The organism is Paenimyroides tangerinum, assembly GCF_003865405.1.
Taxonomy (GTDB): Bacteria; Bacteroidota; Bacteroidia; order Flavobacteriales; family Flavobacteriaceae; genus Flavobacterium; species Flavobacterium tangerinum.
Window position 1 is genome coordinate 84,077 of record NZ_RQVQ01000002.1, and the last position, 14,689, is coordinate 98,765.

A 14,689-nucleotide genomic window follows, 5' to 3' on the forward strand; every position below is an offset into this window, starting at 1 on the left:
TTATTTTTGATTATATCCGAATCTTTTTAATTGAAACGAATTATTTCTCCAGTCTTTATTTACTTTAACAAACATTTCGATATGAACTTGTTTATCAAAGAATTTCTCTAATTCTTCACGAGCTTGCATTCCAACTTTTTTGATTGCAGAGCCTTTGTGTCCGATAATAATTCCCTTTTGACTATCACGTTCTACCATAATAACCGCCTTGATTCTAATTATCTTTTCATCTTCTAAAAATTCTTCAGTTTCTATTTCGACAGAGTATGGAATTTCTTTCTCATAGTTTAACAGAATTTTTTCACGAATAATTTCATTAACAAAGAAACGTTCTGGTTTATCTGTCAATGCATCTTTAGGATAATATGCAGGAGATTCTGGTAAAATCTCAACGATTCTATCAAAAACTTCTTTTACATTAAATCCTTGTAAAGCAGAAATAGGATAAATTTCGGCATTAGGAACTTGCTCTTTCCAAAGTGTAACTTGCTCCTCTAATTGACCTTGGTTCGATTTATCGATTTTATTCAATAGAAGAAGAACCGGAACCTTAGCATTACGAATTTTATTAAAGAAAGCTTCGTCTTTCAACTCGCGCTCTCCTATTTCAACCATATAAATCAACACATCGGCATCTTCAAAAGCAGATTTCACGAAATCCATCATTGAAGATTGAAGCTCATAAGCCGGTTTAATGATTCCAGGCGTATCCGAAAAAAGGATTTGAAAATCCTCTCCGTTTACAATTCCTAAAATACGATGTCTGGTTGTTTGTGCTTTAGAAGTAATAATAGAAAGACGCTCTCCGATGAACGCATTCATCAAAGTTGATTTTCCTACGTTTGGATTACCAATAATATTAACAAATCCTGCTTTATGTGTCATTTTACCTAATTTAAACTTTGCAAAGGTAGTTATAATCTGTGAAATACACGAATTAAAAATTTTATTACATTAAACTTGTCAGTTCTCAAATGTTGTATTACATTTGCACTCGAAACATCGCGGGATAGAGCAGTAGGTAGCTCGTCGGGCTCATAACCCGAAGGTCACTGGTTCGAGTCCAGTTCCCGCTACTAAGTTGATCACTTCAATCCTTTCAAAAAATTAGTGAATTTATATTTGAAAGTAACTAAAATTCATAAAGCGCACAGCGCGGGATAGAGCAGTAGGTAGCTCGTCGGGCTCATAACCCGAAGGTCACTGGTTCGAGTCCAGTTCCCGCTACTAAGTTGGTAACTTCTACCCTTTCAAAAAATTAGTGAATTTATATTTGAAAGTAACTAAAATTCATAAAGCGCACAGCGCGGGATAGAGCAGTAGGTAGCTCGTCGGGCTCATAACCCGAAGGTCACTGGTTCGAGTCCAGTTCCCGCTACTAAGAAAAGCCATTTGTTTGATACAACAAATGGCTTTTTTAATTTTAGAAATAGTAGATTTAGATGAACTACCAAGGTTTATAATCTGATTTAACAGGTTTAGACAAATCAAACTTTACTGTAAAAAGTCGGTCTGTTCCAATTCTACGAAGGTTATACGTGTAGGTTGTCCCATCCATTGTAATCCACCAAACATTCTGACAAGCATAATCTATCATTTGACAGGTTTCATTATCAGCAGGAAAAACTTGAATTACATCAGAACCTTCATTTGTTGCAGTTCCTCCATAAAAAGTAACTTCATCTGCAGAACCATCTTTATGTCTATGATCGTGTTTCAAAGTCAAAACATTATTGGAATAAGACAAAACCCAAGTTCTAGATTTGTCATCACCAACATAAAACGGAATTTTCACTTCTCGGTCGTCGTAACTCATCACTTCCATAAGCAAACGTTTTCCTACAAATCCATCACCTTCTTTTCCGCCAGAAACAATTTCCCCTTCGAAATATTGCCCAATTAAAGGTTTGAATTGTTCTAAAAATATTTTTGATTGCGGCTTATTTTGAGCAAATAAATAATTACCAATAAAAAAGAAAAGGACTAAAATACTTCGATTAAACATCATAAAATAATTAAAATTAAAACAAACTGAATTTCTAAAGTTATCCATTTTTTTTAAGAAAACTTTTATTCTTAACATAAAAAAATAGACCATCTCAAATTAGAGATAGCCTATTTTGGAGCTAATCACCTTTTTAATTTTAAATAGAATGAAACATCTATTTATTAAATTTTTATTTATACATTTTCAGATCCTTCCCTGAAGCAAAATAAATATTATCAGTTACTCCGTCAATTTCATAAATTGGTTTGTTAGAATCTAAACTAATTTTAACAACTTCTACTCCATCTTTTTTACGAACTTTAACCAATTCTGGTCCGTTTGAACCTTTAGCTAAAACAACAGCATAATTATTACTTTGTTTTAATCCGTTGAAACGGCTATTTACACTTGCTAATAAATTTTTATCTATCATATCTGAGAAATCTTCATTTTGATTTCCTTTTTGAGTTTTCTTATTTTTAGCACTTTCAGAAAACAAATCTTGACTTATTTCGTTTCCGTTGCTATCAACGTAAGTTATTTGCGTATTTGCAATTGCTTTTTGAGCAGAACCTTTAAACCCAAAGTAAGATGAAGCAATAATTCCTCCAGTTTTCATTAAACGTCTAGCTGCTTCGCCTGGTTCTGAATATGTTTTTTGATAAATTACATTACCATCATTATCCAAACCAATTACATCATTTTGACCAACGATACAAACGCCCCAATCAAAAGATTCTAAAGTTTGAATTGTTTTGTCATTTTCAACATCAATTTTCCCTTTAGGTTTTGGGCTATCTTCATTATTAGAATTAAAAGTATAAATACGTTTATTATTATAAACTAAGAATTTATCATCTTTAAAATCATAAGTTAACGGACGTTTTTTATCAAACTCTACATTTTTTTTCCAGATTTTTTTTCCAGTAGCATATTCAACCATATTACCATAAGTATCTGTTAAGTAAAAAACGCGATCGTTACCAACTTTACCTAAATAATATACTTGATCTTCTGAATCATCAGCAATTTCAACGAATTTTTTCCATTTGCTTTTACCTTCTTTATCAATTAAGTTCATTTCGTTATCAGCAATATACAAATAATCACCATCGATTGGAATCACTCGTTTAATATCAGAACCTTTCGGATCTTTTTTCCAAAGTTTTTCTCCTGTTGCATAATCATAAAAATTAAATCCTTTTTGATGAGCAATTAAAACCTTATCGCCGTGATCTTCTAAATATGAAATATATGCCGTTGTGATATCATCTTTCCAAACTTTTTCGCCTGTAAAAGCATCAAGCATATTCAATTTTTGTTTAGAAGATAATAATCCGCCTGAATTCAAAATAGTAATCATCTTATCTCCGTTTCCGCTAATAAAAAAATTATTTACCGGATAATCTGTTTTCCATTTTACAGTTCCGTTATTTTGGTCTAAAGCAAAAAGTAAATTTTTAACTCCTGCATAAATAACATTTTTACCAATAATAATTTTATTTTCAGAAACTGAAACATCGTTTTTAACTAAACTCTTAAAGTAATTACCTAAAGATTTTCCAAGTCCATCAACATCTCCTACTTCGCTTTCCCATTTAATTTTTTTCCCAATTAAATCATAATTAACAAAAACAACTTTGTTATCTTTTTGACCAAGAATTAGAAGTTCATTATTTGAAGGAATAAACGAAGAAGAATAAATAACGTAACCCAAATCAGCTGAGTTAAAAAGAACTTCGCCATTTGTACTATTGATTAAAACATTATTGTTATCAAATTTAACCTGAGCAAAAGGTGAATTAGAAATAAAACTAATTTCTGAATCTGATTTAAAGGCATTCGAAAAATCATTATTCGATAAAGACGAATAAATTTTAGACATTTTCGCTATTGAATTTTGATTATTGATTTTATCAATAGAAATCGACCATTCAATTGCGTTAGATTGTGAATTTACACTAGAAAGAACATCTTTGGTTTTAACAAAAATATTTCCAGTCAAAGGCTCTACTTTTACTTCTTGAATTTCATTAGTAAACGAAACTACATTTTGAGAAAAAGCAGCAGTTGAAAAAACACTTGATAAAGCAGTTAATCCAATCACGTAAGCGTAATTTTTCATTTTATAAGTTTATTTGGATTATTAAGTAAAACTACATAATAATTTAACAAAAACAAATAACCAAATTACAAATAAATTAAAAAATTAACATTCGTAAAAACACAAAAAAGCGACTAAAAAGCCGCTTTAAAAAATTTAGATTAATTCATAAATTGTATCTGGAGTATAATTGGTTTCAGAACCATAAATTACCCAATCGGTTAAGAAATCTAATGAATACGTTTTGACATCATCTTTTTTCAAAGCTTCAATCCAATAAGGTTGGTTCAATAAAATTCCTGTAATATTATCCAATTCATCGATATGTGTAACTTCAAACCAAAGATGTTCTCTTCCTTCGCCTTCGTCAACTTCAATTCCTAATTTTACCAAAAACGACCAAGCATCTTCTTCATCTTCATTCATAAAATTATATTTCTCTTTGAAAATACGTTTAAAAGATTGAAAACGATCATAAGCCAAAGCAGCCATTCGTTCTGTTTCTGCATCGCTAATAAAATATAACGGATTATCAGCTAAGGTTTTTGCGTAAATTTCTGGCGAAACCATTTCATCTTCCTGAACAGCAAACAAAACACCAGATGGTCCATAATTTTCTTCTTGTGGATTTCTTTCGTTCAAACCTCCTAAAATATTTGGAGGAAATTGCATAACCGATTTTTCCCAGCGTTGCCAACAAAAACTCAATCCTAATCCATCGTAACCAACATCAAAGACTTCATTTTCACTTTTCTTAGAATCTGAAGTTAGAAAAGAAGTTGCCACAATATTCAATACATCAAAAAATTGCTGCGCACCATTTTTAATATTCAAAAATTCTAATTCAACAGCATTGCAACGATGCAAACCGTGCGTATGCAACCAATAACTACGATTATCATCTTCGCCTTCATAAACCGAATGAATCACATATAAATACGAAGGAGCTGGTGGAATATGCGACTTTGAAGTTATTTCAACCCATTTTCCAGAAAGAATTCGCATTGGCATATAATCAAAAACTACCGAAGGTTTTTCTACAATTGCCTGCATCACTTTTAATTGCAAATGATAACTATCTAAATAATCATCAGAAAAATATTGACTCGTTTCTAGAAAATAATTCTGACGTAGATAAGCTTCTCTTTCTTCATTTGAAATACGATTTCCTAATTGAAATTCATCCAAATCTCGATCATAATTTACAAACACCATCAAATCTAAATGAAAATCGACTTCTTGATATTCAACTTCCACTTGATATTTTTGAAGAATAAATTCACGATCTTCTTCATCAATTTCGGCTCTTTCGAATTTCACTAATTTAAAATCTTTACGATTAGCTAAAGCCGATTTCATTGCATTTTCTTCAAATACAAAATTTTCGTCCGAAGGATAAATTGCCATTTCCGAAGTCAATCTTATTCCTTCATTTTCAATTAATTCATACAAATCATCTTGTTCCATAATTTCAATTTTTTATTAAATATACAAAAAAAGCAGCTAAAAAATAGCTGCTTGAAATTATGATTTTGTATCGATTTCTTCTTGAACCTGCTCCCAATCAAGCATATATTGTTCTAAATCTTTCTTCTTTTTTTCGTATTGTGAAAAGAAATTTTTGTCATTTACCAATCTATCATAATCAGATGCTAAATCAACATCATCCTTTTTGATTTTCTTTTCTAAATCAGAAATCTGACTTTCGATTTTGCTCAATTTATTCTGAAGTGTTTTTAATTTCTTCTGATCATCGTAACTCAATGTTTTGACAACATTTTTAACTTCTTCTTTTTTAGAAACTTTTACTTCATCAACTTTTTCGAATTCACGCATATTTTCAACATTGCGTTGTTCTAAGAAATAGTTGATATCGCCCAAATATTCTCTAATTTTTTCGTCTTTAAATTCATATACTTTTTCAGACATTCCTTGCAAGAAATCACGATCGTGAGAAACCAACAACAAAGTTCCTTCAAAGTTCTTTAAAGCAGCTTTTAAAACGTTTTTAGACTTAATATCCAAGTGATTTGTTGGCTCATCCATCAAAAGCACATTAATCGGCTTTAACAACAAAACACAAAGCGCTAAACGATTTCGTTCACCACCAGAAAGTACTTTAACCTTTTTCTCAACATCATCACCTCGGAATAAAAAAGCACCTAACATATCGCGAACTTTAGAACGATTTGAATCAGTTGCAGCATCAATCATCGTATCTAAAAGAGTTTTTTCACCGTCTAAATATTCGGCTTGATTCTGAGCAAAATATCCCAATTGAACATTATGACCTAATTTGATTTCGCCAGTATATTCAAACTCTTTAACAACAGCTTTGATAAAAGTAGATTTTCCTTGACCATTTTGACCAACAAAAGCAATTTTAGAACCACGTTCAACCAACAAATCAATTTCTGTTAAAATACGTTTTTCGCCATAAGCTTTTGAAAAATTCTGCGTTTCAAGAACAACTCGACCCGGTGTAATCGAAACAGGAAAACTGATATTCATTACCGAATTATCATCTTCATCAACTTCAATTCGCTCGACACGATCCAGCTTTTTGATTAACGATTGCGCCATCGAAGCTTTAGAAGCTTTTGCACGAAATTTAGAAATCAACTTTTCTGTTTCTTCAATTTTCTTTGCTTGATTTTTCTGAGCTGCTAATTGAATTTCACGTAATTCTTCACGTTGAATTAAATATTCGGAATACGGTTTATTAAAATCGTAAATCTTACCTAATGAAATTTCGATGGTACGATTGGTTACATTATCCAAAAACATTTTATCGTGAGAAACAATAACTACTGCACCAGGAAACGTTCTTAAATACGATTCTAACCAAATAATACTTTCGATATCCAAGTGATTCGTTGGCTCATCTAAAAGTAACAAATCGTTATTCTGAAGTAACAACTTTGCTAATTCAATACGCATTCTCCAACCACCAGAAAACGTTTCTGTAAGTTTATCGAAATCTGAACGTTTAAATCCTAATCCCAAAAGAACACGTTCGGTATTTCCAACATAATTATAACCACCAATAATCTCAAAATGATGTGTTAAATCACTCATACGCTCAATGATCTCAGAATAAGCTTCACTTTCGTAATCTGTTCTGGTAACCAATTGTTCGTTAGCTTCGGCGATTTCGCGTTCCGTTTTTTTGATTTCAACAAATGCTTGATATGCTTCTTCAAGAACTGATCTTCCTAAATCGAAATCCACATCCTGACGAAGAAATCCAATTTGCAAAGATTTTTCAGTTGCAATACTTCCCGAATCTGGTTCTACATCACGAGAAAGAATTTTTAACATCGTTGATTTTCCTGCTCCATTTTTTCCAACCAAACCAACGCGGTCGCCGGCTCCTAAACGAAAAGTAACATTTTCAAATAAATATTCTCCCGAGAAAGAAACCGATAAATTATGTATGTTTAACATTTTATATATGAATTGAACAACTATATAAGTTGCATTTTTTTGTAATAACGATTGATATCTACGTTTTGATCTAATGGAATTCCGAATTCAATTTTAGAAAAAAGCAAATCAGATAAATAAGGACCTAAAAGAACTCCACGAGTTCCTAAACCATTTAAAAGATGAATTTGTTTATGCTTATAATGCGTTCCAATTAAAGGACGACGATCTTTTACTGTTGGACGAATTCCAGCTAAATGCTGAACCACTTCGAAATCGCAATCGATTAAATCACGTAAACCTTCTAAAAGTTCATTTTTAGCTTCAACTGTTTGAATATCCGTTTTATCTTGCCAATTGTACGTCGCTCCTACTTTGTATAAATCATCACCAAAAGGAATAATAAAAATTCCAGATTTCACGATTTTATCCAACTTCAAATCAGGTATTCTAACAATCAAGAGTTCTCCTTTTGTTCCATCTAACGGTAAATGATTGAAAAACGGATTGTTTAGCATCGAAAAACCTTCGGCAAAAATAATATTCTTATATGAATTTCCTTTATAATTAACCGAATCATTTTGAAAATCAATTCCATCATAATCAAATGATTCCGTTATTAATAAATTTTCTTGTTTTAAAAAATCTTGATACGAAACAATAAAATGATTTACATCCAAAAAACCCGTTTGATAAACTTCTCCAAAACCATAATCGCAATGGATATGGTTAATCGACTCTTTGGAAATTTTATCATTTAAAAAATGACTTAACGATGGTTGATCGCACGAATGAAACCAATTATTTTGTTCTTCAATAGATGCGAATTTTCTATAAATAGGAATTTCATACAGAAACTTCGTATTTAAATCAGCTTCAATATTTTTATAAAAAGGCATCGCAAGAGCTAACTGTTCATCTGAATTCCAAATAGAAGTAAATCGCTTCAAAACAACAGGATTAAACATACCTCCAGCAACTTTAGACGATGTTCGAATCTGATCATCCATTAAAACAAAAGATTTATTATGCTTTAAACAAAAATCTGCAAAACACAACCCAGCAATTCCTCCTCCAACAATTAAATAATCTTTCATTTTTTTAAAATATAAAAAAACTCTTACCTTACGATAAGAGTTTTATATTAAGATATTACAAAATTAGTAATTCCATAAATCATCTTCAAAGTTTCTGATAGATTCTTTAATACGTTCAGCTTCTAACAACTGCTCCATAGCATTTTCTCTAACATAATCTTCGATTGCTGCATCACCGTATTGGTTATCTGTCTTATAAATTACGCTATTAAACTTACGAGCATTGAACAAATAATCAAAACTTACCTTTTGAGCAGGATTTCTTTCATTATACGCATAGTTTTCATACAATACTTGACGTGCACCAGGGAAGAAAACCCAAAATAATGGGATCTCACTTTCATATTCTGTACCAACAGTATTGATATCAACTACAATTGGAGCTAAACCTAATAAACGATATTTCATCTCCCCAGCATTTCTATCGAAATACCAAGTACCCATTATACGGTACTCTTTAACATCACTTGGTTTTAATTCTGTTTTGACAATAAATTCATCAGGAACACTATTTCCATACATTAAATATTCTTTACCTGTATCTGTAGTATCAGTTCTATAGAATTTACCATCTAAATCTTTTAAATCAATTTTTGTGCGGAAATTTTCATCAGAATACACTTCAGTAATATCTTTATTAGCAATAGCTTCCTTCAAAATTTGAAAAAGAGGTTTTCTATCAACAGTAGCGCGTTCAGGATAATAATACACGAAATTAGCACGTTCATTTAAAGGAATTCTTTCCCAAACTTTCTTTTCAAAAAGGATATCGTTATCGTTTACTTTTTGGTAAAGAATTGGCCCTTCAGATTTAGCGTAAATCTCTTCCATTGGTTTCAAACCAATCTCACCTGCAGATTGCGCATTTAATAACCCTGCTTGTCCAAACATAGACAGACTAGAGAAAAGCGAAACTGCAATTAATGATATTTTATTAAATGTCATAATATTAAAATTTTAAATATTATTGAATTGTATAAGTTGCATCAGAAGCCGTTTTCATTGGAATGTCAGCACCCGTTAACTTAGTCTTTATTCCAGTAATTCTAACAACATCTCCAGGTTTTAAACGTTCAGCCATTCTAATTGCTTCATCATTCCATCTACCGCCAGATAATTTAGTAGAACCAATTCTTGGAAAAACAACAATACATTCAGTAACTGAAATGTTTACTTCGAAATCAAAATCTTCCATTCTAGCTGAAATTGTTGATTTTAACATATTTTCAACAGGACCTTTAGCAGCATATTCACCACGAATTGTACCTCTCCCTGCTGGAATAGGTTTAACACGGAATAATTGTTTATCAGAAACTACTTTCCCATCAGGTAATGTTCCACTTGCAGTAATTGTAACTTCACGTCCTGCAGTTGGTTTTAAAACATATTTACCCTCACCAACTTTTCTTAATCCTCCGATAGAAGAAGTAACATTTACTTTATCATTCGATACTCCAGCAAAAGAAACAGAAATTGGGTTATCTAAACCAATATAAACTACATTCATCTTATCTGCAGCAATAGTAGCTGAGTTTGGACGAGGAACAACAACGTAGTTTGAATTTTGTACATCAACAACAACCGGTTGACCATCTTCCATGAAAGTGAATTTTCCGTTGAATTTATGTTCACCCACGTTACCTGCTGTCATATTTAAAACTACCTGACCGTCAACCATGTTTTTAGGATCAATAGCTCTACCATTTACAGTAACAGCAGTTGGTACAGTTGATTTATCAAAACGTCCTAAAACAACTTTACCTTTAATTGGTTCTCCAGCAAAATACACCGATTTATCAGTAATTACAAATGCTTGATAATTTTTCATCGAAGCAGCCTGTTTTAACGTATTCCCTAAGAACATATTAAAAGCTTCAGCTTCAATCTCTCTAACATCATTTTGCAAAGCAGATAATTTAGTTAAAGAAGCTATTGAAGGATAACCTTTGTAATGATAATCTAAATACGGCTTAGTAATACCTTGAGAATCTGTAACATCTTTAGTTTCGAATTTAGCATCTAAATTTTGAACTAAAAATTGATAAGAAACATCATTACCTAATATTTTTTTAACATCTTCTCGATATTGTGCAAACTTTTTAATGATTTCATTTCCTTTGTCGGAATATCCCTCACCAGCAAACCAACCGTAATCGATTGCTTCACCTTTATCCATTTGTTCATAAGGCATTTTACCTGTTTTCTCGTCTAAAACAACTTTTTCAGTTAAAGACGTCTTCAAGGTACCTATATAATTATAAAAATCATTAGATATTTTACTTATTTGTTGCGCCTTTTCGTAGTCTGCTAAATAACGAGTCGGATCATCTTCTGCACGACTAGCCATAGCGTTAAGTAAACTTTCGTTTACTAATTGAGCGGTTTGATTTGAAGCTTCAAACTTCTCATTCATCAATCCAAAAGCTGTCAACACTTCTTTGGACATATTAAGCGCCATCATCGCGATGAACACCAAATACATCAAGTTAATCATCTTCTGTCTTGGGGTTAATTTTCCTCCTGCCATTTCTAATTAGAATTTTTTTTAAGATTAATACTAATTAGTTGCTTTACCCATTGCAGATAACATTCCACCATAAACTGCGTTTAAAGTTGACAAGTTCGAAGTCAACGACTGCATTTGTTCTTTTAACTTTAAATTATTTTCAGCAACCTCACGGTTAATATCAGCATTTTTAGTTGCGCTCTCTAATTGAACTTTATACATAGAATTTAAAGATTCTAATTGAGTAGCAGCTAAAGTCATTTCTTCAGCATATCTATTAGAAGAAGCAACAGCATCAACAGTTGGAGCAATACCTTTAGCAGCAGCTTCAAAGTTTTTAATACTATTACTTAAACTAGACATTAATTGACCATCAATTTTAGCATCTCTTAAGATTTTGTCTAATTTTTCAGACAACATACCTCTTTCTTCTCCAGAAGGAGCGACATTCCCAGAATAAACTGGTGCAGAAGTTTGGAAAGAAGAAGCTGGCACTGCCGTTTGATTAGAAACTGGTGCAGCTTGTGAAGAAATTGGAGTAGATCCTGCAACCGAAGAAGTTTGAACAACTCCACCAACTTGCATTTTACGAGGCTCACCACCTTTTAATTCAGGATAAACACGAGACCAATCTAACTCATCATCTACTGGTTCGAAAGCTGAAATAGCAAAGATTAACGCTTCTACCAATAAACCAACTGTTAGCATGTTATTACCATTCAAAGGTCCTAACTCTATATGAGTAATTTTAAATAAAGCTCCAACGATTACAACCGCCGCACCCATACCATAGCAGAAGTTCATTAATTTTTTAGGTATTGCCATAATTCTAATTATTTAATATTTTTTAATATAGTTTAAAGAGATTTTAATTTATTAACGTCCACTTCTTCCACTTCCAGCAGAAGTTGCTTCACCACTGTTTGGTCCAGGAGCAGATACAACGTTTCTGAATCCAATATAGCTACGAGCTGAATCAGCATTTTCTTTATCACGAGTTGATACTCTTAAGAAATAAGAAATATCTCTCCAAGATCCACCACGAACCACTTTAAATGGATTTTGGCTTACTGCTTTATCTTTAGGTTTTAACGCTGAATTCAATAAATAAGCCGATTCATCATACGGAGTATTTGTCCACTCTGCAACGTTTCCAGCCATATTATATAAATTATAACCATTTGGCTTATAAGATCTAGCTTCAGCTGTAAACAATGCACCATCTTCAGCGTAATCACCACGATCTGGCTTGAAGTTAGCTAAGAAACACGCTTTCTCGTCTGTTGTATATGGACCTCCCCAAGGATACATTCCTTTTTCGATTCCACCACGAGCTGCATATTCCCATTCTGTTTCAGAAGGTAAACGGTATTCGTTCAATGCTGTGTTAGCATTACGTGATTTTAGATGAGAATTTCTATATAATGTTCTCCAAGCTGCGAAAGCTTTTGCTTGATACCAATTAACACCAACTACTGGATATTCTCCATAAGCTTCGTGCCAAAAATATTCATCATGCATTGGTTCATTATACGAATAATTAAATTCTTTAACCCAACGAGTTGTATCTGGATATACATTTACAATCTCAGTTTTTAAATATTTAGATCTTCTGTCTCTTGCACTTGTATTATTATCTCTAATTGCAGATTCTTTATCCATCCAAGAATATTTGAATTTTAATTTAGACACATCAAATGAAGGAACTCCAAAGAAAGAATCAGCAGACGGAATCGTTAATGAATCCATTACTTCTGTGTAATATTCATCTGGATATCTCTGTGGATTATCAATTAATTTTGCATTTTTATTTAATCTACGACCAGCATATTCATCTTGATCCATAGCCATGCTATAGTAGTTATCATACATATAACGATCGTAAGCAGATTGATTCTGGTTTAAAGAAGGATCTTGAACCTCTTGAAAAGCAAATAATCCAATTCCTCCAGCACTAGCATCCATTCCCATCTCGTCTGCCATGATAGCTAAACGTGTACGAACAACAGAATCTCTAACAAAATCAACAAATTTTCGGTACTGATTATTTGTAATTTCAGTTTCGTCCATGTAGAAAGAACCGACAGTTACTGTTCTAACAGGGGCATCTTGAGCGCTTAATAAATCTTCATGAGTACTTCCCATTGTAAAAGTTCCACCTGGAATGTAAGCCATCCCTTGTGGCTTTTCAGTAATCCATCTTTTACCTTGAGCACCGTTTAGTAGCTCACCTCTGTCTCCAGAACCACAACTGAATAACAATGAAACAACTGCTGAAAGTGTAATGAACTTCTTCATATATTTCTTGGGGTTTATAATTTTAATTATTTCGAAAGCGTAAACCTATTTATTTATTTTCAATTATACAACGAAAACAAAAAAAAAATTAATTTTTATTTAACAATTAATATTTTCAATATAGTTATACCAATTGTTTTTTGATTGCGCGCCACCATCTTTCTGGGATAATATTGCTTAAAGCCAACTCATAATCTGAGTATGAACATGGAAACAAAACCTTTCGCTCGGCAGATAAATCATCACCAAACACCTCTGTTTCAATCCACCATCGATCTGAGCGATCACTTTTATAGAAAATCAGCTCTTGCTCTTCTAGCGGAACAATATATTTAAAATAAGATATTTTGCTAATATAGGGATATTCATTCATTCTGTAATTAAATCCCTCACAAAAATACCATAAAATCTGAGCAATTAACAAACTTTCTTTAAAATCGTTGTCAATATTAAAAATTCCAAATGAACTCACACGGTCACTTATACCAGAATATCGCGCTAAAGCGCAAATTTCACGCCCATCGAAGCCATTTGGATTGTATTTTGAAAAACTTCCTGAGTCTGCAGATTTTATCGAATTTAAATCTAAACTCACCACATCGGCATCTCTCAAAATCGGCTCAGTAATTTGTAAATTATTCACAACTTCTCCGAGACGATAAGCTTCAAAATACATTTTATCAATCAAATCTATTTCTTCTTGCGAATTATAATACGTTTGATATCCAATATTACTAAAATTATATAAATTATTTGGCTCTTCCATAATAATTCTTGAAATAAAAGATTCAGATGGATTTACCATATCCGAAACTACATCAATTTTACTATCAATGGAAACAAAATTCACCATTTGCTCTAAGACATCATAACCGCGATAAATCGCATACGTCAAATCTTGTGAACCTCCTAATACCAAAGGAATTACCTTGTTTTTCAACAAATCTGTAACTACATTTTTTAATAAAAAATAAGTATCCTCAACTGAATTCCCTGCTTCGATTTGTCCTAAATCAACTAATTTAGAATTCCAATTCCCAGGAAATAAACTGTAAAATTGTTGTCTAATATAAGAAAAATCTAAATCAATTTTTGGCTGATTATTTCCTCTAATTTCATTTACTGTAATCAAAGCAAAAGAAAAGCCTTCTAATTCGGGAAAAAAATCTTCTGTATGAAAAACCGTATTTCTTCCAATCGAATGATTTGGCAACGCATTTACAAATTCAATTATATCGTTTGAAACAGGTTTTAAAAAATCATAAATCATT

At 32.0% G+C, this 14,689-nt stretch carries 11 protein-coding genes and 3 tRNA genes; 3 read left to right on the forward strand and 11 right to left on the reverse strand.

The features are described 5' to 3' along the window. Window positions 1-885, reverse strand: coding sequence for a GTPase Era (era, locus tag EG240_RS01185; protein WP_125016577.1), 885 nt, complete (start codon window positions 883-885; stop codon window positions 1-3). A 118-nt stretch (window positions 886-1,003) separates the two neighbouring features. On the opposite strand from era, the gene EG240_RS01190 reads away from it, so the two are divergent. The 3 genes from EG240_RS01190 to EG240_RS01200 all read left to right on the forward strand — a co-directional run bounded on the left by EG240_RS01190 (window position 1,004) and on the right by EG240_RS01200 (window position 1,378). Then, a tRNA-Met gene (locus tag EG240_RS01190) sits at window positions 1,004-1,076 on the forward strand. A 78-nt stretch (window positions 1,077-1,154) separates the two neighbouring features. Next, window positions 1,155-1,227, forward strand: a tRNA-Met gene (locus EG240_RS01195). Window positions 1,228-1,305: 78 nt separating this feature from the next. After that, window positions 1,306-1,378: transfer RNA gene (locus tag EG240_RS01200), tRNA-Met, on the forward strand. A 69-nt stretch (window positions 1,379-1,447) separates the two neighbouring features. Here EG240_RS01200 and EG240_RS01205 read toward each other — a convergent pair. From EG240_RS01205 to EG240_RS01250, 10 genes are all read right to left on the reverse strand, one after another. Next, window positions 1,448-2,053, reverse strand: a complete 606-nt coding sequence (locus tag EG240_RS01205; RefSeq protein WP_235830313.1) for a hypothetical protein — start codon at window positions 2,051-2,053, stop codon at window positions 1,448-1,450. A gap of 124 nt (window positions 2,054-2,177) precedes the next feature. Further along, window positions 2,178-4,112, reverse strand: coding sequence for an outer membrane protein assembly factor BamB family protein (locus EG240_RS01210; protein ID WP_125016579.1), 1,935 nt, complete (start codon window positions 4,110-4,112; stop codon window positions 2,178-2,180). A 135-nt stretch (window positions 4,113-4,247) separates the two neighbouring features. Further along, window positions 4,248-5,558: a DUF4026 domain-containing protein gene (locus tag EG240_RS01215; RefSeq protein WP_125016581.1), complete on the reverse strand. Its 1,311-nt coding sequence runs from the start codon at window positions 5,556-5,558 to the stop codon at window positions 4,248-4,250. Window positions 5,559-5,615: 57 nt separating this feature from the next. Continuing rightward, window positions 5,616-7,538, reverse strand: coding sequence for an ABC-F family ATP-binding cassette domain-containing protein (locus EG240_RS01220; protein WP_125016583.1), 1,923 nt, complete (start codon window positions 7,536-7,538; stop codon window positions 5,616-5,618). A 20-nt stretch (window positions 7,539-7,558) separates the two neighbouring features. After that, complete coding sequence (locus tag EG240_RS01225) at window positions 7,559-8,614, reverse strand: NAD(P)/FAD-dependent oxidoreductase (RefSeq protein ID WP_125016585.1); 1,056 nt, start codon at window positions 8,612-8,614, stop codon at window positions 7,559-7,561. 63 nt (window positions 8,615-8,677) lie between these two features. Then, window positions 8,678-9,559, reverse strand: coding sequence for a type IX secretion system ring subunit PorN/GldN (gene porN / locus EG240_RS01230; protein ID WP_125016587.1), 882 nt, complete (start codon window positions 9,557-9,559; stop codon window positions 8,678-8,680). Window positions 9,560-9,578: 19 nt separating this feature from the next. Continuing rightward, complete coding sequence (gene porM / locus EG240_RS01235) at window positions 9,579-11,141, reverse strand: type IX secretion system motor protein PorM/GldM (RefSeq protein ID WP_125016589.1); 1,563 nt, start codon at window positions 11,139-11,141, stop codon at window positions 9,579-9,581. 30 nt (window positions 11,142-11,171) lie between these two features. Continuing rightward, complete coding sequence (gene porL, locus EG240_RS01240) at window positions 11,172-11,945, reverse strand: type IX secretion system motor protein PorL/GldL (RefSeq protein WP_125016591.1); 774 nt, start codon at window positions 11,943-11,945, stop codon at window positions 11,172-11,174. Between the two features lie 51 nt (window positions 11,946-11,996). Further along, window positions 11,997-13,418, reverse strand: coding sequence for a T9SS ring complex lipoprotein PorK/GldK (porK, locus tag EG240_RS01245; RefSeq protein WP_125016593.1), 1,422 nt, complete (start codon window positions 13,416-13,418; stop codon window positions 11,997-11,999). 124 nt (window positions 13,419-13,542) lie between these two features. After that, complete coding sequence (locus EG240_RS01250) at window positions 13,543-14,688, reverse strand: formimidoylglutamase (protein WP_125016596.1); 1,146 nt, start codon at window positions 14,686-14,688, stop codon at window positions 13,543-13,545. Window position 14,689: the final 1 nt, after the last annotated feature.

Coding starts and splice junctions, on each gene's coding strand:
- EG240_RS01210 (WP_125016579.1), bottom strand. CDS start 4,112: ATGAAAAATTACGCTTACGTGATTGGATTAACTGCTTTATCAAGTGTT.
- era (WP_125016577.1), bottom strand. CDS start 885: ATGACACATAAAGCAGGATTTGTTAATATTATTGGTAATCCAAACGTA.
- porM (WP_125016589.1), bottom strand. CDS start 11,141: ATGGCAGGAGGAAAATTAACCCCAAGACAGAAGATGATTAACTTGATG.
- EG240_RS01220 (WP_125016583.1), bottom strand. CDS start 7,538: ATGTTAAACATACATAATTTATCGGTTTCTTTCTCGGGAGAATATTTA.
- EG240_RS01225 (WP_125016585.1), bottom strand. CDS start 8,614: ATGAAAGATTATTTAATTGTTGGAGGAGGAATTGCTGGGTTGTGTTTT.
- porN (WP_125016587.1), bottom strand. CDS start 9,559: ATGACATTTAATAAAATATCATTAATTGCAGTTTCGCTTTTCTCTAGT.
- EG240_RS01250 (WP_125016596.1), bottom strand. CDS start 14,688: ATGATTTATGATTTTTTAAAACCTGTTTCAAACGATATAATTGAATTT.
- porK (WP_125016593.1), bottom strand. CDS start 13,418: ATGAAGAAGTTCATTACACTTTCAGCAGTTGTTTCATTGTTATTCAGT.
- EG240_RS01205 (WP_235830313.1), bottom strand. CDS start 2,053: ATGGATAACTTTAGAAATTCAGTTTGTTTTAATTTTAATTATTTTATG.
- porL (WP_125016591.1), bottom strand. CDS start 11,945: ATGGCAATACCTAAAAAATTAATGAACTTCTGCTATGGTATGGGTGCG.
- EG240_RS01215 (WP_125016581.1), bottom strand. CDS start 5,558: ATGGAACAAGATGATTTGTATGAATTAATTGAAAATGAAGGAATAAGA.